Annotated in this window: 13 protein-coding genes and 3 pseudogenes; 8 read left to right on the top strand and 8 right to left on the bottom strand. The window is 74.1% G+C overall.

Annotation, left to right across the window (positions count from 1 at the left end; translation table 11 throughout):
• Window positions 1-117 precede the first annotated feature (117 nt).
• Together AB0G63_RS02125 and AB0G63_RS02120 are read right to left on the bottom strand one after the other, a co-directional pair.
• Window positions 118-1,764: an AMP-binding protein gene (locus AB0G63_RS02125; protein ID WP_360742759.1), complete on the bottom strand. Its 1,647-nt coding sequence runs from the start codon at window positions 1,762-1,764 to the stop codon at window positions 118-120.
• Window positions 1,761-3,431 (bottom strand): AMP-binding protein, encoded by a 1,671-nt coding sequence (locus tag AB0G63_RS02120; protein ID WP_360742756.1) that lies wholly within the window; start codon window positions 3,429-3,431, stop codon window positions 1,761-1,763. Before AB0G63_RS02120 ends, AB0G63_RS02125 begins: the two co-directional genes overlap by 4 nt.
• Window positions 3,432-3,547: 116 nt before the next feature.
• Between AB0G63_RS02120 and AB0G63_RS02115 the strand changes: the two genes are divergently transcribed.
• From AB0G63_RS02115 to AB0G63_RS02105, 3 genes and pseudogenes are all read left to right on the top strand, one after another.
• Entirely contained in the window at window positions 3,548-4,372 is an 825-nt protein-coding gene (locus AB0G63_RS02115) for a LuxR C-terminal-related transcriptional regulator (RefSeq protein WP_360742753.1), read from the top strand.
• A 1,555-nt stretch (window positions 4,373-5,927) separates the two neighbouring features.
• On the top strand, window positions 5,928-8,777 hold the full coding sequence (locus AB0G63_RS02110) for a LuxR family transcriptional regulator (protein ID WP_360742750.1): 2,850 nt from the start codon (window positions 5,928-5,930) through the stop codon (window positions 8,775-8,777).
• Window positions 8,778-9,078: 301 nt separating this feature from the next.
• A pseudogene (locus AB0G63_RS02105) lies at window positions 9,079-9,266 on the top strand (trypsin-like serine protease); the annotation flags it as partial.
• Between the two features lie 181 nt (window positions 9,267-9,447).
• Here the strand turns inward: AB0G63_RS02105 and AB0G63_RS02100 are convergent.
• Window positions 9,448-9,633, bottom strand: a pseudogene (locus tag AB0G63_RS02100) (winged helix DNA-binding domain-containing protein); the annotation flags it as partial.
• A 125-nt stretch (window positions 9,634-9,758) separates the two neighbouring features.
• Between AB0G63_RS02100 and AB0G63_RS02095 the strand changes: the two are divergent.
• Window positions 9,759-10,919, top strand: coding sequence for a magnesium and cobalt transport protein CorA (locus AB0G63_RS02095; protein ID WP_360742747.1), 1,161 nt, complete (start codon window positions 9,759-9,761; stop codon window positions 10,917-10,919).
• 97 nt (window positions 10,920-11,016) lie between these two features.
• Here the strand turns inward: AB0G63_RS02095 and AB0G63_RS02090 are convergent, their stop codons facing one another.
• Together AB0G63_RS02090 and AB0G63_RS02085 are read right to left on the bottom strand one after the other, a co-directional pair.
• Window positions 11,017-11,946, bottom strand: coding sequence for a M48 family metalloprotease (locus AB0G63_RS02090; protein WP_360742744.1), 930 nt, complete (start codon window positions 11,944-11,946; stop codon window positions 11,017-11,019).
• Window positions 11,943-12,314 carry a BlaI/MecI/CopY family transcriptional regulator gene (locus AB0G63_RS02085; protein WP_360742742.1) on the bottom strand — a complete coding sequence of 124 codons (372 nt, stop codon included), beginning with the start codon at window positions 12,312-12,314 and terminating at the stop codon, window positions 11,943-11,945. The genes AB0G63_RS02090 and AB0G63_RS02085 overlap by 4 nt, the downstream gene beginning before the upstream one ends.
• Window positions 12,315-12,429: 115 nt before the next feature.
• On the opposite strand from AB0G63_RS02085, the gene AB0G63_RS02080 reads away from it, so the two are divergent.
• The 4 genes from AB0G63_RS02080 to AB0G63_RS02065 are packed head-to-tail and all read left to right on the top strand — an operon-like array spanning window position 12,430 to window position 15,776.
• On the top strand, window positions 12,430-13,062 hold the full coding sequence (locus AB0G63_RS02080) for a phosphatase PAP2 family protein (protein WP_360742739.1): 633 nt from the start codon (window positions 12,430-12,432) through the stop codon (window positions 13,060-13,062).
• Window positions 13,059-13,790 (top strand): phosphatase PAP2 family protein, encoded by a 732-nt coding sequence (locus AB0G63_RS02075; protein ID WP_360742736.1) that lies wholly within the window; start codon window positions 13,059-13,061, stop codon window positions 13,788-13,790. Before AB0G63_RS02080 ends, AB0G63_RS02075 begins: the two co-directional genes overlap by 4 nt.
• A complete protein-coding gene (locus AB0G63_RS02070; RefSeq protein ID WP_360742733.1) occupies window positions 13,744-14,406 on the top strand; it encodes a response regulator transcription factor in 663 nt (220 codons plus the stop codon). Before AB0G63_RS02075 ends, AB0G63_RS02070 begins: the two co-directional genes overlap by 47 nt.
• Window positions 14,403-15,776 (top strand): HAMP domain-containing sensor histidine kinase, encoded by a 1,374-nt coding sequence (locus tag AB0G63_RS02065; RefSeq protein WP_360742731.1) that lies wholly within the window; start codon window positions 14,403-14,405, stop codon window positions 15,774-15,776. The genes AB0G63_RS02070 and AB0G63_RS02065 overlap by 4 nt, the downstream gene beginning before the upstream one ends.
• Window positions 15,777-15,783: 7 nt before the next feature.
• On the opposite strand, the gene AB0G63_RS02060 is transcribed toward AB0G63_RS02065, so the two are convergent.
• The 3 genes and pseudogenes from AB0G63_RS02060 to AB0G63_RS02050 all read right to left on the bottom strand — a co-directional run.
• The gene (locus tag AB0G63_RS02060) at window positions 15,784-16,611 is read right to left on the bottom strand and encodes a hypothetical protein (protein WP_360742728.1); all 828 of its coding nucleotides are present in this window, start codon (window positions 16,609-16,611) and stop codon (window positions 15,784-15,786) included.
• Between the two features lie 208 nt (window positions 16,612-16,819).
• On the bottom strand, window positions 16,820-17,659 hold the full coding sequence (locus AB0G63_RS02055; RefSeq protein WP_360742725.1) for a hypothetical protein: 840 nt from the start codon (window positions 17,657-17,659) through the stop codon (window positions 16,820-16,822).
• 84 nt (window positions 17,660-17,743) lie between these two features.
• Window positions 17,744-17,839, bottom strand: a pseudogene (locus AB0G63_RS02050) (respiratory nitrate reductase subunit gamma); the annotation flags it as partial.
• Window positions 17,840-17,871: the final 32 nt, after the last annotated feature.

Raw genomic sequence — 17,871 nt, 5'->3', positions numbered from 1 at the left:
CAGCACGTACGCGTCCCCGAAGGACAGCACATTCGCAGAACGCCGGGCCGCGGGGCAGCGCGTCCGCGCACCGCCCCCGGTCGCCCCCGCCGTCGCGCCACCCGGCGGCCCTCGCCGTCACGCCTCGCGGGCCGCCTGCTCGCGCAGTTCCACCTTGCGGACCTTGCCGGACACCGTCATCGGGAAGGCGTCCAGGATCCGCAGCCTGCTCGGGATCTTGTAGTGCGCGAGCTGTCCGTCGCAGAACGCCCGGACGTCCTCCAGGGTGGGCGGGTCGCCCGCGTCGCGCGGGATGACGCAGGCCAGGACCTCCTCGCCGTACCGCTCGTGCGGGACGCCGACGACCTGGACGTCCGCGACCTTCGGGTGGCCGTAGAGGAACTCCTCGATCTCGCGCGGGTAGACGTTCTCGCCACCCCTGATGATCATGTCCTTGATGCGGCCGACGATCTCGACGTAGCCGTCCTCGCGCATCACGGCGAGGTCGCCGGTGTGCATGAAGCGGGCGGGGTCGATGGCCTCGGCCGTCTTCTCGGGCTCGTTCCAGTAGCCGAGCATCACGCTGTAGCCGCGGGTGCACAGCTCGCCCGCGGTGCCGCGCGGCTGCGTCACGCCGGTCACCGGGTCGACGATCTTCACCTCGAGGTAGGGCAGGACGCGGCCGACGGTCCCGGTGCGGTGCTCCAGGTCGTCGTCCATCCGCGTCTGCAGGGAGACCGGGGAGGTCTCGGTCATCCCGTAGCAGATGGAGACCTCCTCCATGTGCATCTCGGCCACCACCCGCTTCATGACCTCCACCGGGCAGGGCGAGCCCGCCATGATGCCGGTGCGCAGCGAGGAGAGGTCGTAGGAGGCGAAGTCGGGCAGGTTCAGCTCGGCGATGAACATGGTGGGGACGCCGTACAACGAGGTGCAGCGCTCCCGCTGGACGGCCTCCAGGGTGGCCTTCGGGTCGAAGGACGGGGCCGGGATGACCATGCAGGCGCCGTGGGAGGTGGCCGCCAGGTTTCCCATCACCATGCCGAAGCAGTGGTAGAACGGCACGGGCAGGCAGACCCGGTCCTGCTCGCTGTAGCCGATCGTACGGCCCACCCAGAAGCCGTTGTTGAGGATGTTGTGGTGGGAGAGGGTGGCGCCCTTCGGGAAGCCGGTCGTGCCCGAGGTGTACTGGATGTTGACCGGGTCGTCGCAGCTCAGCTCGGCGCCCAGCTCGGCCACTCGCTCCCGCGGCACCGACGCGCCCGCCGCGACCAGCGCGTCCCAGGACGGGTCGCCGATGTACACCGTCTCGCGCAACTCGGCGCATCTGCCGCGCACCTGGTCCACCAGGGCCCGGTAGTCGCTGCTCTTGTGCGCGAGCGAGGAGATCAGCACCGAGATCCCCGCCTGGTTCAGCACGTACTCCAACTCGTGCGCGCGGTACGCCGGGTTGATGTTGACCATGATGGCGCCGATGCGGGCGGTGGCGTACTGGACCAGCACCCACTCCGGGCAGTTGATCGCCCAGATGCCGACCCGGTCGCCCTTGGCGACGCCGTGCGCGAGCAGGCCGCGCGCCACGCCGTCGACCGCTTCGCCGAACTCGGCGTAGGTCCAGCGCCGTCCGGAGGGTACGTCGACCAGGGCCTCGCGGTCGGGGAACGCGGCGAGCGCCCGGTCGAGGTTGGCGCCGATGGTGTCGCCGAGCAGCGGGACCTCGCCGGTACCGTGCGCGTACGAGAGTCGGGCGCTGTCCGGGACTTGCGTGTTCGTCGGTCCGGTCACCGGAAGTCCTCCTCGCGGTACTCGTCGGCCGAGCCCGCGGCCGTCGCCTCGCGCAGTTCGATCCGGCGGATCTTGCCGGACACGGTCTTGGGCAGGGGGGCGAACTCCAGACGGCGGATGCGCTTGTACGGGGCCAGCGCCCCACGGGAGTGCTCGAAGAGCACCTTGGCCGTGTCGGGGCCGGGCTCCCAGCCGTCGGCGAGGACGACGTACGCCTTGGGCACCGCCAGGCGCAGCTCGTCCGGCGCGGGCACGACGGCCGCCTCGGCGACCGCCTCGTGCTCCAGCAGCGCGCTCTCCAGCTCGAAGGGGCTGATCTTGTAGTCGGAGGCCTTGAAGACGTCGTCGGAGCGCCCGATGTAGGTGAGGTAGCCGTCCGCGTCCCGGGAGGCGACGTCGCCGGTGCGGTAGTAGCCGCCGGCCATCGCCTCCGCCGTGCGCTCCGGGTCGCCGTGGTAGCCGGTCATCAGGCCGACCGGGCGGGCGGACAGGTCGAGGGAGATCTCGCCCTCGGTGGCGCCGGGCGCGCCGGTGACCGGGTCGAGGAGTACGACGCGGTAGCCGGGGCTGGGCCGGCCCATGGAGCCGGTCTTCAGCGGCTGGCCGGGGCTGTTGGCGACCTGCACGGCGGTCTCGGTCTGCCCGAAGCCGTCCCGGATGGTGACGCCCCAGGCCCGGCGGACCTGCTCGATGACCTCGGGGTTGAGCGGCTCGCCGGCGGCCACCGCCTCGCGCGGCTTGGTGCGCAGCTGGGTCAGGTCGGCCTGGATGAGCATGCGCCACACGGTCGGCGGGGCGCAGAAGGTGGTGACGCCGGCCCGGTCCATCTCGGCCATCAGGCGGGCGGCGTCGAAGCGCGTGTAGTTGTGGATGAAGACGGTCGCCTCGGCGTTCCACGGGGCGAACAGGTTCGACCAGGCGTGCTTGGCCCAGCCGGGTGAGGAGATGTTCAGGTGCACGTCGCCGGGCTTCAGGCCGATCCAGTACATGGTGGCCAGGTGCCCGATCGGGTACGAGGTGTGGGTGTGCTCGACCAGCTTGGGGCGGGCGGTGGTGCCCGAGGTGAAGTACAGCATCAGCGGGTCGTCGGGCAGGGTCGGCCCGTCCGGCGCGAAGTCGGCGGAGGCGGCGTACGCGTCCTCGTACGCCTGCCAGCCCTCGGGCGCGCCGCCGACCGCGATGCGGGTGTAGCCGCCGGGCACCTCGTCGAACTTGCCGGTGTCCCCGGACCGTACGAGCACGTGCCCGACCCGTCCGCGCTCGACGCGGTCGCGCAGGTCGGCGGGGCCGAGCAGCGGGGTGGCCGGGATGACGACCGCCCGCAGCTTCATCGCGGCCAGGGCGGTCTCCCACAGCTCGGCCTGGTTGCCGAGCATGACCAGGACGCGGTCCTCGGCGCGCACACCCCGCTCCCGCAGCCAGTTGGCCACCCGGTCGGAGCGGTCGGACATCTCGGCGAAGGACAGCCGGACCTCCGTGCCGTCCTCCTCGACGATGTGCAGGGCGGTCCGGTCGTTGCCGTCGGCGATGACGTCGAACCAGTCGAGCGCCCAGTTGAAGCGCTCGGGGCGAGGCCAGGTGAAACCCTCGTACGCTCGCTCGTAGTCCTCACGGTGTTCCAGCAGGAAGTCCCGCGCCCTGCGGAACACCTCCGTCGGCGTCGTCATCTGTGCTCCTTCGTTACCGGACCATTGCCGGGCGGCTCTCTGTCATCGTGTAATCCGTGATGCAGGTCTCACTACCCCCGTACGGGGGTGTGCGCCGCGGAGGAGAGGGCGAGCAGGTGGCAGCAGAAACGGCCGGGGTCGTGGAGATACGCAACGCGCTGGTGCGGCTGCGGCGCACGACCGGCATCCCGGTCGCCTTCGGCGGCCTCGTCGACGGCGGGCGGCAACAGGTGCGCATCAGCGAGCTGAGCGGCAACGTGACGCCCGCGCTGAGCGCGCTCGCGGTGACCTCGGGCAACGGCCTGGGCGGCAAGGCGGTCGCGCTGGGCCGTCCGTGCGCGGTGACGGACTACTCCTCCTCCCGGCAGATCAGCCACGAGTACGACGTCCCGGTCGCCGCGGAAGGCCTGCGCTCGGTGCTGGCGGTGCCGGTGGTGGTACGGCGCCGGGTGCGCGGGGTGCTCTACGGCGCCCTGCGCACGGCCCAGCCGCTCGGCGACCGGGCGCTGGGCGCGGCCATGGAGGCGGCGCGGGACGTCGAGCAGGCGCTGGTGCTGCGGGACGAGGCGCGGGACCTGGTGACGGTGGCGGCGGCCCGCGACCCCGCGCGGGGCTCCGCCTGGGAGCAGGTGCGGGAGGCGCACGCCGCGCTGCGTTCGCTGGCGCCGCGGATCGCCGACCAGGCGCTGCGGGCGGAGCTGCTCGCCGCGTGCGCCCTGCTGACGCCGGGGCCGCAGCCGCGGGGAGCGAGCCTGGCGCCCCGCGAACTCGACGTCCTCGCCTGCCTGGCGGACGGCGCGACGAACGCGGCGGCGGCGGACCGGCTCGGGCTGCGTCCGGAGACGGTCAAGAGCTACCTGCGCTCGGCGATGCGCAAGCTCGGCGCCCACACCCGCGGCGAAGCGGTCTCCGCGGCCCGCCGCGCAGGCCTGCTCCCCTGACCGCCGCCACTGGGACGCCACCCGCCCCGGCGCCCCAGGGCGCCGCCCGCCACCCCACACCCCGGGGCGCCGCCGCCCGGGCCCCCCACCGCACTGCACCCCGGCCCACACCCGCACGCGGCACGCCACGGGCCAGCCACGCAGCCCCGCACGGGGGCACCCCCACCTGCACCCCCGGCACCGCGACACACCGCGGCCACGAACCCGGCACCGGCACCGACAGGGAACCGCGCCCCGGAGCTCCCACCGCACTGCACCCCAGCCCACGCCCGGACACGGCACGGCGCGGCCCGCCGCGCGGCCCCGCGCCGGGGCACCTCCGCCCCGCACCCCGGCACCGCGGTACCGCGGCCGTGAACCTGCCGCACCGCACCCCGGCGCCCCGGGGCGCCGCCGCCCGGGAGCCCCGCCGCACTGCACCCCGGCCCGCGCCCGGACACGGCACGGCGCGCCCTGCCGCACGACTCCTCATGGGGGCACCCTCGCTCCGACCCCTGGCTCCGCAGGGGACCGCCGCCACGGAGCCCCGCCGCACTGCACCCCGAACCCCGGCACCGCCCACGCCGCCCGCACGCGGCATGGCACGGGCCCGCCATGCGGCGCCGCGCGGAGGCACCCGCCGCAGATGGGCGTGCCAGACCCCGCGTCTCCTGCCGTGCGGCGCCGCGCGGAGGCGTCCCGCCCCGAACCCCGGCACCACACGGGACCACCGCCACGCAGCCCGCCGCCGCCCTGCACCCCGGACCCCGGCGCTCCGCAGCGCCGCCCGCACGCGGCATGGCACGGGCCCGCCGCGCGGCCCCGCCTGCGGGGCGCCACCTCTGCCTCCCCGTGACCTGCGCAGGGCGTCACCGCCCCGACGCCGCGAGCGAACCGGCCAGTCGCGGGCGACGCCTGGAGACGCTGCTCGGCACACCCTGTGCCCCCGCGCCCGGCGGAACGCCGGCCCCACACCCACGGACCCCCACTGCAGCCCGGCGACCACAGGGCGCCACCCAGGGCCCTCCCCGCCACACGGCGAACCCCACCCCACCCGGCCCCCGCAACCCGTCACGCGAACCCGCCGACCGTGGCTCGGCGGCGCGGGACGCCGGGGTAACCGCCCCCGCCGCACGGCGAACCCCCGCCCCCACCCGGCCCCCGCAACCCGCCACGCGAACCCGCCCCCGCAACGCGGCGACCACGGCACGCCACCCAGGACCCGCCCCCGGCGCGCGGCGGGCCGTGGCCGCGCGGGGCGCCGCCGCGCGGGGCGTTGTGGCTGTGCTCCGGCGGTTCGGCGGAGCCGGGTGGGGTAGGCGGATCGGTGTCCGGGCCCGTGGCGGAGGGGGGTTCGCGGTCCGCGCCGCAGGGCGGCCGGCGCGGCCCCGCCGGGGTTCCTCAGGGGCCCCGTTGGGGGCCCAGTGGGGGCCCCGCCAGGGGTCGGTGTGCATTCGGCGGCACTTTGCTTTTTCCTTACGCCAGACGATTGTCATATCTCTCACCTCGTCGGGCGTCCGGATTTCAATGAGACGTTGCCTAGAATTTGGCCCGGACACGACACACGGAGGGAGCGGTGACCGTGCGACGGGACTTCAAGGAGCCTGCCAGATGCCGCCCCGACCTGGTCATCGGCCGGGAGGGGCTGTTCGCCGCGGCGCGTGAGCAGCTCGCCTCCGGCGGCAGCGTGCTGCTGCACGGCCCCGCCGGAATTGGAAAGTCGACCGTTCTGCGGGCATTGGCCGCGGAATACGCCTCGTCGGCCCGCACCGTGTTGCGCTGCTCGGCCACCGAGTCCGAATCCCATCTGCCCTTCCTCGCCCTCGCCGACCTCCTCGGCCTGGTCGTGGACGAGGTGTCCGACCGGCTGCCCGCCGCCCAGCGCACCGCCCTGGAGTCGGCGCTCACCGGCCGGGGCGAGGAGTCCGCCCTCCAGCGCGACGGGCTCGCGCTGCGTCTCGCCGTGCTGTCCGCGCTGCGCGCCCTCGCCGCCGAGGGCCCCGTCCTCGTCGTCGCCGACGACCTGCAGTGGCTGGACTCCGCCAGCGCGGAGCTGCTCGGCTTCGCCGCCCGCCGCCTGGGCGACACCCCGGTGCAACTGCTGTGCGCGGTGCGCACCGAGGGCCAGGAGTACGACCGCCATCTACGCGCGTCTCCGCCGGACACCCTCGCCGTCCGCCTGGGCCCGCTGTCCCGGGCCCAGGTGTCCGCGCTCCTGGACCACCGCGGCTACCCGGGCCTGCCCCGCTCCACGGTCCGCGACATCCACCGCACCAGCGGCGGCAACCCCCTGTTCGCCCTCGAACTGGGCCGCGCCCTGGCCGAGAGCTCCCACCCGGTCAGGCCGGGCGAGCCGCTCCCGGTGCCCACCTCGCTGCGCACGCTGGTGCTGAACCGGCTGGAGATGCTCTCCGACGAGGCCCGCCGCACCCTGCTGGTGGCCAGCGCCGGTGCCCGCCCCACGCTTGCCCTGCTGCACGCCGCCGGCCGGGAGAACGCCGAGGCCGAGACCGCGCAGGCCGCCGCGCTCGGCCTGCTGGCGACCGAGCCGGAGGGGCCCGCCGTACGGTTCGCGCATCCGCTGATCTCGGCCGCGCTGTACGCGGAGGCGCCCGCGCACGAGCGGCGCGCCGCGCACGCCGCCCTGTCCACCGCGGCCTCCGACCCGATCGAGCGGGCCCGCCACCTCGCCCTCGCCACCACCGGCACCGACCCGGAGGCGGCCGCCCGCCTCGCCGAGGCCGCCGCCCTGGCCCGGGACCGCGGGGCGCCGTCGGTCGCCGCGTCGCTCGGGCTGCTCGCCGCCCGGCACACCCCGCCCGACGGCGACCCGGGCCCGGACCAGCGCCGGCTGCAGGCCGCGGAGGACGCGATCACCGCCGGCGAGGTGGACCTCGCCCGGGACATCGCCCGCGAGGTGCTGACCCGGGCCACCGCGCCCGCGGACCGGGTACGGGCCTGGATGGTGGTGATCGAGTCGGCCGGGCAGGCCCTCGGCGAGGTCGACACCGTCTACCCGCAGGTGCTGGCCGACGCGGGCGACGACCCGCGGCTGCTCGCCCAGGTCCACTACCAGCTGGCCTGGCGGGGCCTCGTCGTGGAGGGCGACTTCGCCACCGGCCGGGAGGAGGCCGCGCACGCGGCGCAGCTCGCGGCCCGGGCCGGCGACCGGCGCACCGAACTGCTCGCCCTGGCGTTCCAGGCGCAGACCGAGACGCTGATGGGCCACCCGGACGCGCCGGCGACCATCAAGCGGGCGCTGCAGGAGCCGCAGGACCCGCAGGTGGCGTGCCACCACAACGGCGCGGGCGCCACCCGCTACCGCTGGCTGATCATGAGTGACCAGCTGCCCGAGGCCCGGGCGACCGTCACGGCGCTGCTGCGCGAGGTGCGGCGGCGCGGCATGGTCGAGAGCGAGGTGCACTTCGTGCGCCTGCTGGCCGACACCGAACTGCGCTCCGGGCACTGCGGCCGCGCCCTGGACCTGGCCCGGGAGAGCATGCGGCTGGCGCGGGACTCCGGCATCGGCGAGATCCCCTCCGCCGTGCTCACCTCCCTCGCGGAGGCCGCGGGCGGGGACGTGGAGCGGGCGCTGGCCCTGGGCCGGGAAGCGGCGGACCAGGCCGAGGAGGTCGGCGACCAGATGTACGTGTCGCGGGGCCTGGCCGCCCTCGGCCACGCCCAGCTGGTCGCCGGGGACGCCGCGGGCGCGGCCCGGTCGCTGCGCCGGGTGCGGGAGCTGGAGCACAGCCTCGGCATCACCGACCCGGCGCGCGGCCGCTGGCACGGCGACCTCGCCGAGGCCCTGGTGCGCATCGGCGCGCTCGACGAGGCGCAGGGGCTCCTCGACGAGGCGCGCGCGCACGCGCTGCGGCTCGGCCGGGAGAGCGTGCTGGGCGTCCTGGACCGGGCCGAGGCACTGGTGCGGGCAGCGCGCGGGGAGTACGAGGCCGCCCTCACCCAGCTGACGTCGGCTCAGGACCGGCTCGCCAAGCTGGGCTACGGCCTGGAGGAGGCGCGGGCCGCGTTCGCGCTGGCCGCGCTGCGCACCTCGCCCCGGGCTCCCGGCGCGGTGCGCGCGGCGGTGGCCGCCGCGCCCGGCCCGACGTCGTACGACGAGGCGGCCCGGCTGTTCCGGCGCTGCCGTGCGCTGCCGTGGGTGCGTCAGGTGGAGGCGGCGGCCGTGGCGAACCCGGTGGAACCGGCCGCCCCCGTCGCCGCGTCGGAGGGGCTGGAAGGGCTCGCCTCGATGGAGCGTCAGGTCGCCGCGCTCGTCATGGAGGGGGCGACCAACCGGGAGATCGCCGCGCGCCTGTTCATCAGCGTCAAGACGGTCGAGGCGACCCTCACGCGGGTGTACCGCAAGCTGGGGATCCGCTCCCGGGTGGACATCGTCCGGCTGGCGGCGGGGCGCCGCACCAAGTGAGGTCCGCCCGGTTCTCCTGAGGATCACGCGATCACGCCAGAGGTCCGCCGGGGGCCCACCGAGGGTTTTCCCTGCCCGACCCCACTAGGGGGTTCCCTCATTGGGTGCCCGGCGCGCCGGGTCCTAGCGTGAGGGCGTGCCGCTCGCCCGGGCACACGGGGTCGGTCCCGCCCCACACCCGCGCCCCCACCGGCCACCCCCACCGAGGAGACGGATGTTCGGGCTCACCCGAGTCAGGCAGAACTGGACCGACTCCGGCCGTGCGGACTCCTGCGGTCCGGACCTCGTCCGGCCCCACACCATCTGCGCCGGACACATCACCGGCGGCTTCGGCACCTGCCAGGGCGACAGCGGCGGTCCCCTGCTCGTCAGGGGCGTCCTGGCAGGGATCACTTCTCCGGGCGGGACCGCGCGGAGGCCGGTCACCCGGGTGTCCACCCCCGGCTGACCGCCCGCGCCGGCCTGGTGACCGCGCAGGCCGGCGCGTGACCCGGAAGACTTCCTGAGCAACCCTCAGGTAAAGAACCAGGGGGCGTTGCGAGCTTCCACGAGCAGCCCGCAACGCCCCCTGTCCAAGGTTCCGGGGCGGTCCGCCGGGTCTACGGCAGCACGGTCCCGAAGCGGATGTCGTACGAGCTGCCGGAAGGTGCGGGGCCGCGAGCATCCGTTCGTCGAGGCGGGCGGCGAGGGCGTAGTACGGCGGCTGCTCGTTCTGGGCCTGCAGGCCGACCAGGCGCTCGACGGCGGCCGCGGCGGACATCGGCGGGCGGCGCAGCAGCAGCCGGCGGGCGAGGGTCGCGCGGTTGAGGGCGCGGGTGCCGGGCACGGGCGCCGTCGGGGCCGTCGTCTTCGTCATGCCCCGCACGCCAGGCTCCTTGCGGACAGCTTCCGTCCGCGATGACCGCGCATGAGGGTGTGGCCGTATGCCCCGTATATCCTGCTCGACGATCACAGCAGTCGGCCGACCGGGAGGCAGCCGCCATGTCCGAGCGACGCGCCCGCCCGCCCGCGAAGCACCCCAGGAAGCCCGCCTGGCGCCGGACCGCCGCCCCAGCGCCGCCGCCCTCGGCGCGGCCCCCCGCCGTACCGCCCGCCGCGGTCTCCCCCGAGTCGGCCGGGCCGGCCGGTGTGGTGCGGGCGGCGGTGTACCGCGACGGGGTGCGGGTGTCCTCCCCCGCCACCCTGGCCGACACCTACCGGGAGCTGCGCACGCAGCCGTCCGGCATGGCGTGGATCGGCCTGGCCCGCCCGACGGAGGACGAACTGCTCTCCCTGGCAGCCGAGTTCGGCCTGCACCCGCTGGCGGTCGAGGACGCGATGGAGGCCCACCAGCGTCCGAAGCTGGAGCGCTACGGCGACACCCTGTTCGTCGTGCTGCGCGCCGCCCGCTACCTGGACGCGCCGGAGGAGGTGGACTTCGGCGAGCTGCACGTGTTCGTCGGGCCGGACTTCCTGATCACCGTCCGCCACGGCGCGGCCCCGGGCCTGTCCGCGGTCCGCCGCCGCATGGAGGAGACGCCGGAGCTGCTCAGGCTGGGCCCCGAGGCGGTGCTGTACGCGATCCTCGACGCGGTGGTCGACGGCTACGCACCGGTCGTGGAGGGCGTCCAGAACGACATCGACGAGATCGAGACGGAAGTCTTCGGCGGCGCCCCCGAGGTCTCCCGCCGCATCTACGAACTCTCCCGCGAGATGGTCGAGTTCCAGCGCGCCACCCGCCCCCTGGTCGGCATGCTGCACGGCCTGATCGCCGGCTTCTCCAAGTACGGCACCGACGAGGAGCTGCAGCGCTACCTGCGGGACGTCGCCGACCACGTCACCCACATCAGCGAACGCGTCGACTCCTTCCGCCAGGCCCTCGCCGACATCCTCACGGTCAACGCGACGCTGGTCACCCAGCAGCAGAACGCGGAGATGCGGGCGCTGGCGGAGGCGGGCTTCGAGCAGAACGAGGAGATCAAGAAGATCTCCGCCTGGGCGGCGATCCTGTTCGCCCCGACGCTGGTCGGCACGGTGTACGGCATGAACTTCCGGCACATGCCGGAGCTGCACTGGTCGTTCGGCTACCCCCTCTCGGTCGCCCTGATGGCCGCGGTCTGCGTCAGCCTGTACGTCGTCTTCAAACGGCGGGGCTGGCTCTGAGCGGTCTCGGAGCGCTGGGGAGCATCCCCCGCCGATACCCACGGACGGCGCCGTGACCGGCGGTGTCCGGGCGACGCGCCGGAGCCGGCTCGGCAGGTCAGCGGTTCTCCTCGCCCTGGGCGACCTCGACCTCGTGGTGGAAGGCGACCACACCGGTGGTTGCGGCCGCCGCGGGCAGGAGCGCGCAGACGGTGAGGAGCAGGGCGATCCACCGTGTGGTGTTCGAGCGGCCGTCGCCGGGCGCGAGAAGGGCGGCGACCCGCTGGGGAACGGGGCCCGTGGTCGCGGCAGGGGCGAAGTCCGGGCGGGTGAGGTGTCGAGCGTCTCCGGCGAGGGCGGCACGGGCGATGGCCCGCGCCAGCAGGCGGCGGTCACCGACGGCGGCAGCGGCGCTCTCGTCGGCGGCGCGTTCCGCGGCAAGCCGGATGGTGGCACGTGTGGCGTGGAGCGCGGGGTGGCAGTGGGCGGCGAGTTCGGCGGCTGCCAGGAAATAGTGGTGGCCGTTCCTGTTGTGGGCCCGCTCGTGGGCGAAGAGGGCTTCTCGTTCGGCGGGGCCGAGGCTGCGCAGCATCGCGGTGGTGACGACGATCCGGTGGGGCCTGCCGGGCAGGGCGTACGCGTCCGGGTGCGGCGAGTCGACGACGCACAGGTCACCGGCGGTGGGACGGCGGTCGGCTTCCGCGTGAGCGGCGTGGAAGGCCCGGGCCTGACGCACGGCCGAACGTGCGAGGGTCCAGGCACCGAGGGTGAGCGCGCCGGTGGCGAGCGCGGCGGCCGGGAGGACCAACAGGTCGGAGGGGGTGCGCAGGGGGTGGATGAGGCTGCCGAGTGCCGCGAAGACGGAGAGCTTGAGAAGTCCGATCAGTACGAGGGCGCCGAGTGCGGCCACGCAGGCACCGGAGCACACCAGGGCACAGGCGGTCAGCGCCCACAGGGCGGTGGCCGGAGTGAGGCGCGCAAGGGCGCGCCGGGCCAGTGCCGGCAACGCGAAGGGCAGCAGCAGCGGAGCCAGGAGGAGGGCGATCACTGCTCGTCGGCCTCCAGCAGCTGGCGCAGCAACTCCTCGTCGTCCGGGCTGAGCCGGGCGACGAACCGGGCGAGTACTGCCTCGCGGTCGGCGTCCCGGTCGAGTTCGGTGTGCATGCGCTGGGCGGTCAGCCCGGGGGCGTCCTGCACCGGGACGTAGGCGTAGCCGCGCCCTTGTCGCTCGCGGTCGACGGCGCCCTTGTCATAGAGGCGGGACAGGATCGTCGCCACCGTCGTCCGGGCGAGGCCGGAGGCGAGTCCGGTCTGGACCTGCACCGGGGTGAGCGGCGCACCGGCAGCCCACAGGGCGGCCATGACGGCGGCTTCGAGCTCGCCGGCCGGGCGGCGTTCGTCCTTCGGGTCTGTCATGGGAACCATCCTCACCCCGCTGTCGTCTACAGTTCAGTAGACCGTCTACAGAATTGTAGTCACTGGTCGGGCGCTGCCGTGAGGCGCCCGCCGCCGGACCGAAGGAGCCGCGACGATGTCCGCCCCCATCCACCCATCGTCGCAGCCGGCTGCCTTCGACGGGTCGTCGGTCGACGGCTCCGCCTATCTGGACGTGGTGCGGGCGGCCCGGCATGCGCCCGGCTGGCTGGACGGGGCGGTGTCGTTCTGGTCGGCGTACGGGCTGGCGGTGTTCGCCGTCCTCGCCGGCCTCGGCTGGTGGTACGCGCGGCGCGCCGGGGGCGCGGCGGCGGTGACGGCGCTGGCGGTGCCGGTGGTCGTGGTCGTGGCGTCCGGCGTGGACGCCGTGGTGAAGCTGGCGGTGCGCGAGGACCGGCCGTGCCGGAGCCTGCGCGTGAAGACCCTGGAAGCGTGTCCGGCGCCCGGGGACTGGTCCTTCCCCAGCAACCACGCGGCGATCGCGGCGGCCGCCGCCGTGGCCCTGTTCTTCGTCTCGCGCCGGCTGGGGGCGGTCGCGGCCGTCGCCGCCGTGGCGATGGCGGTCTCCCGGGTGTGGGTCGGCGTGCACTATCCGCATGACGTGGTGGCCGGAATGCTGGCCGGCGGGCTCGTCGCGCTGCTGTCGATGACCGCGCTGGGGCGGTGCTCGCGGTCCGTGGGCCGGTGGATCGCCTCCGGCCGCCTGCGTCCGCTGGTGAGCGCCTCATGAACCGGCGCGACGCCGCCGACCTGGCGGGCACCGCCGGTCTCGGCGCCTGCACGGCATTCGGCATTCTCGCCTGGGTGGTGATCGGGCAGCACGGCAGTCCCCTCTGGGCGGACGACGCTCTGCTCGCCTGGTCGCTCGGCCATCGCCCGGACGTGGCGACGGCTCTGGCCCGAGGAGTGACCGACACCGGCAGCGGCGTCGTCCCGTATGTTCTCGCGGCGCTGGCCGGCACGGTCGCAGGACGAACGGCGCGGCAACGGATGTGGGCCGCCGTGCTGAGCCTGGCCTGCCTGGGAGCCGGGCAGGCCATGCGTTACGGGGTGATGGCACTCGTCCGACGGCCGCGTCCGCCGCACGCCGACTGGGCGGCGGCGGCGAGCGGCTGGGCGTTCCCCTCGGGGCACACCACCACGGCGGCCCTCAGCGCGGGACTGCTGATCGTCGCGGTCTCGCTGCGCGCTCCGCACGGCGCGACCGTGCTCCGGGTCGTCATCGGATGCTGGGGCGTGCTGGTGGGCCTGTCCCGCGTCTGTCTCGGCGTGCACTGGTTCACCGACGTCATCGGGGGCTGGCTGTTCGCCGCCGGATGGCTCGGAGTGTGCCTGTACACGATGGCCCGGTGGCTGCCCGCACCGCTCGTACCCGCCACGACCCGTACGCCGGAAGATCCGACGGAGGACCATGCACCACAAGATCCTGGTCGTCGAGGACGATCACGCCCTGCGTGATGTGCTGCGCCGCGGCCTGTCGGACGAGGACTTCGAGCCCGTGCTCGCCGCGGACGGCGCCACCGCCCTGAGGCTGGCCACCGACGCCATCGCCGCGGCCGTGCTGGACGTGGGGCTGCCCGACGCCGACGGGCGGGACGTCTGCCAGGCGCTGCGGGCCAACGGGTTCGCCGCCCCGATCATCTTCCTGACGGCCCGCCACCACCTCACCGACCGGCTGTCCGGGTTCTCGGCCGGAGCCGACGACTACCTGCCCAAGCCGTTCCACCTCGCCGAACTCGTCGCCCGGCTGCGGGCCGCGCTCAAACGCGCCGGGCCACCGGCCGTGGCCACCGTCGGGGATCTGCTCCTCGACGCGACCCGGCACAGTGCGGGCGTCGGCGACGTCCACGTCGACCTGTCGCCGACGGAGTTCCGGCTGCTGGCCACGCTCGTGGCCGCGGGGGGCGGCATCGTGCGCCGGCGCGACCTGGTCAGGGCCGCCTGGCCGGACGGCGCACAGGTCAGCGACAACACCCTCGACCAGTACCTGAGCCGGCTGCGCCGCAAGCTGCGCGAGGCCGGCAGCAGCCTGGGCATCATGACGGCGCGCGGGATCGGACACCGGCTGGCATGAACCGTCTCCTGCGCCGCCTGGCTCCCCGCACCCTGCGCGGCCGGCTCTCTCTGGTGGCACTGACCACGGCCGCGCTCCTGATGACCGTCCTGACCGTGGCCTTCAACACGGTGATGGCCCGGCACCTGCAGCACCAGGCGGACGACGAACTGCGCGACCGGGCGGCCGCCGTGGCCACCACCGTCGACACCGGCGGTCCCCGGGTGCGGGTCCTGGAGACCGCCAACGACGGCCTCCTGGACGCCGACGTGTGGATCTACACCGGGACACACCTGCTGGAGAAGCCCCCGTCCACCACGGCCGGGAGCCACCTGACGCGGGCCGCCGGCCGACTCGTCGCACAGCACGAGCGAGCCTGCTCGACCGTCGACGGCGCAAGCCCGCACGCCGTACGCCTGTGCGCGGACCTCGTCGGCGGCCATCACGACGCCACCGTGGTCGCCGCCCTGGACCTGCGGCCGTACCGGAGTTCGGCCGACACCCTGCTGCTGGGTTCCCTGATCCTGGACGCCGTCATGCTCGCCTGCACCTACGCACTCACCCGCCTGGCCGTCGGCCGGGCGCTGCGCCCGGTCGCCACCATGACCGACCAGGCCACCCAGTGGAGCGCGGTCGGCTCCGGCGAACGCTTCGGAGTCGAGCACCATCCGGCCGAACTCGCCCGCCTCGGACTCTCGCTGGACGCCCTGCTGGACCGTATCCGCACGGTGCTGCGCCACGAGCGGCAGCTGACCGGCGAGCTGTCCCACGAACTGCGCACCCCGCTCACCCGGATCATCGTCGAGCTCGACTGGTGGCGCGCCCGTCCCCGCTCCGCCGCCGAGACCCGGAACACCCACGAGGTGATCGCCGAGGCCGCCCAGTCCATGCGCACCATCTGCGACACGCTGCTCGACGACGTCCGGGACAGCGCACGGAACGCCTCCGCGGTACCCGGCACCACGGCCGTCGTCCCCGTCCTGCGGCACCTGGTCGAGAACCTCGACACGCCGGAAGGGGTGGAGACCGTCGTCGACGTGACGGACCCGCGGCTGGCAGCCGGGATCGCCCCCGCGCTGCTCGAACGCGTCCTCAGCCCACTGCTGGCCAACGCCCTCCGCTACGCCCGGTCCGCAGTCACCGTGTCCGCGCGGCAGCTGCCGGGAAGCGTGCGGATCGATGTCACCGACGACGGTCCCGGCGTACCGGACGCCTTCGTCGACGACCTCTTTCAGCCCGGCCGCCGTGCCGACCACGACGACGGGCACGACGGCGCGGGCCTCGGACTACCGCTCGCGCGGCGCCTTGCCCGCGCCGTTGGCGGCGAGGTGTCACACGATCCCGGGCACACCCCCGGCGCGCGCTTCCTGGTCGACCTGCCGACCGGTTGACCGGCGGTCAGTCGCTCTGCCGGGTGACCAGCTCCGTCGGCTGCGGGGCGATGGTCCGGCGTTCCTGGACCTGCGCGTAGGCCATCAGACCGAGCAGGACGGCCAGCAGCACCGCCGACGAGCCCGCCGTGCCGAGGTTCAGACCGCCCTTGGCGACCGGCTTGGTGAGGAAGTCGCCCGCGGTGGCTCCCAGCGGACGGGTCAGGACGAAAGCGATCCAGAACAGCAGCACGTTCGGCACCGCCGGCACCTTCATCAGGGCGACGAGGACGGCCAGCACCCCCGTCACGAGCAGCGCACCACCGGCGTAACCGAGTCCGGAACTGTCGGAGAGGAAGTCGCCCATGGAGGTACCGAGGGTGTTGGAGACCAGGATCGCCGACCAGAACAGCGCCTCGCCCCGGAAGGTGACGATGTCGCGGATCTGGAACGTCATCCCCGTCGCCTTCCAGACGGCGAAGATGACCAGCAGGACCGAGATGAGGATCGCGGCGCCGGCGGGGTAGCCGAGGCCGAGGCCCTGTGGCCCCCAGCCGAGCGAAGTAGCGCCGCCCGAGAGGTACTTGGCGCTGGCGTCGCGGTTCATGAAGTCGGACATCGTGGTGCCGGCCATGCTGGTCGACAGGATCACGGTCCAGTAGGAGAACGGGTGGTAGCGACTGGACCTGAGCTGGACGACCAGGGTCACCACGAAGATCGCGAACAGGGTGATCGTGGTGAGGAAGTAGCCGAGCTTGAGTGTCTGCGCGAAGAGGTCGCCGGCCGTCTCACCGAGAGTGGTGGCCGCGATCTTCATGATCCAGAACGCCAGTGTCACCTCCGGGAGTTTCTTCATGACCGATTTGGTCGTGCTCGCGACGTCGAGGTCGGTGAGAATGCCCGATTTCTGCAAGGTGGGGGGCTCCCATGTGATCGAACGGCAGGGCACGCCCCACGACGGGGGCGCGTGCCCTGTGATGTGCGGCGACCGTGAGGCGCGGCCGCCGGAACCGATCTTGGCGACGCCCGCCTGAACGCATCCTGAACGTCCGCCGTGCGCCCGCTCAGACCTCGCGCCGGGCGGTGCGCTGCGGCTCCGCCACGTCCTTCCGGGTCACCGTCAGGTGAACGACCAGGCCGAGGATGACGATGAGGAACAGGGCGCTGGTGATGACGGTGCCCAGGCCGAGGCCGCCGTCGCCGGTGGGCTGGGAGAGGTAGTCGCCCACGGAGGCGCCCAGCGGGCGGGTGAGGACGTAGGCGATCCAGAAGCTCCACACCGCGTCCAGCCCGAGCCTGAGGTGCGCGAGGGCGACGGCGGCGATGGCCAGGCCGAACAGGACCGCCGAGAGCCGGTAGCCGAGGTCCATGCGCTCGGAGACCAGGTCGCCGGCCGCTGTGCCGAGGGCGAAGGTGAACAGGACGGCGAGCCAGTAGTAGGACTCGCGGCTGGTGGTGTCGATGTGGTGGATGGACAGGGTCCGCTCACGCCGGTACCAGACCACGAAGACGATCGCGAGCAAGACCGCGAAGACGGTGGTGCTGGTCTCCAGCGGTACGCCCATGTTGTCGGTGAGGTTGTCGCTGATCAGCGTGCCGACGACACTGATCAGGGCGACGGCGAGCCAGTACACGCCCGCGCGGTAGGCGCCGGTGCGGAACTGCACGACCAGGACGACTGCCAGCAGGGCGCTCATCAGCACCGACACCCCGGTCAGTCCGAGACCCGCCTTCTCGTTCAGCAGGTCGGCCGCCGTCTCACCGACCGTCGTGCACAGCACCTTGATGATCCAGAAGTAGACGGTGACTTCGGGTACCTTGTTCCAGCGCTGCCGACGTCCGCAGGACAGCGCCCCGGCACCGGCCGCCGAAGGCGTGGCGGACTCTGATGTCTCGTAGGTCATGAGGCCCCACCGTGCCACGGGGTACCTGAACGCATCCTGACTGCCGCGTCGCGTCGCGGGATGCGGAGCGCGGGGTGCGCGTCGGCCCACGCGTTCCCAGCCGCGGCGGGGCGGTCGGCTGCCGAGGCGGGTGTCGCGGCTGCGGCAGACGATGTAGGGGCGGGTCAGGTAGCCGAGCGGGGGCCGTGAGCACGGCGGCGACGTCCCGGGCG

The sequence above is a fragment of the Streptomyces sp. NPDC020996 genome (assembly GCF_040641355.1).
GTDB lineage: Bacteria > Actinomycetota > Actinomycetes > Streptomycetales > Streptomycetaceae > Streptomyces.
Note: the sequence above shows the minus strand (reverse complement) of the source record. Positions and strands in the feature narration are given on the sequence as shown.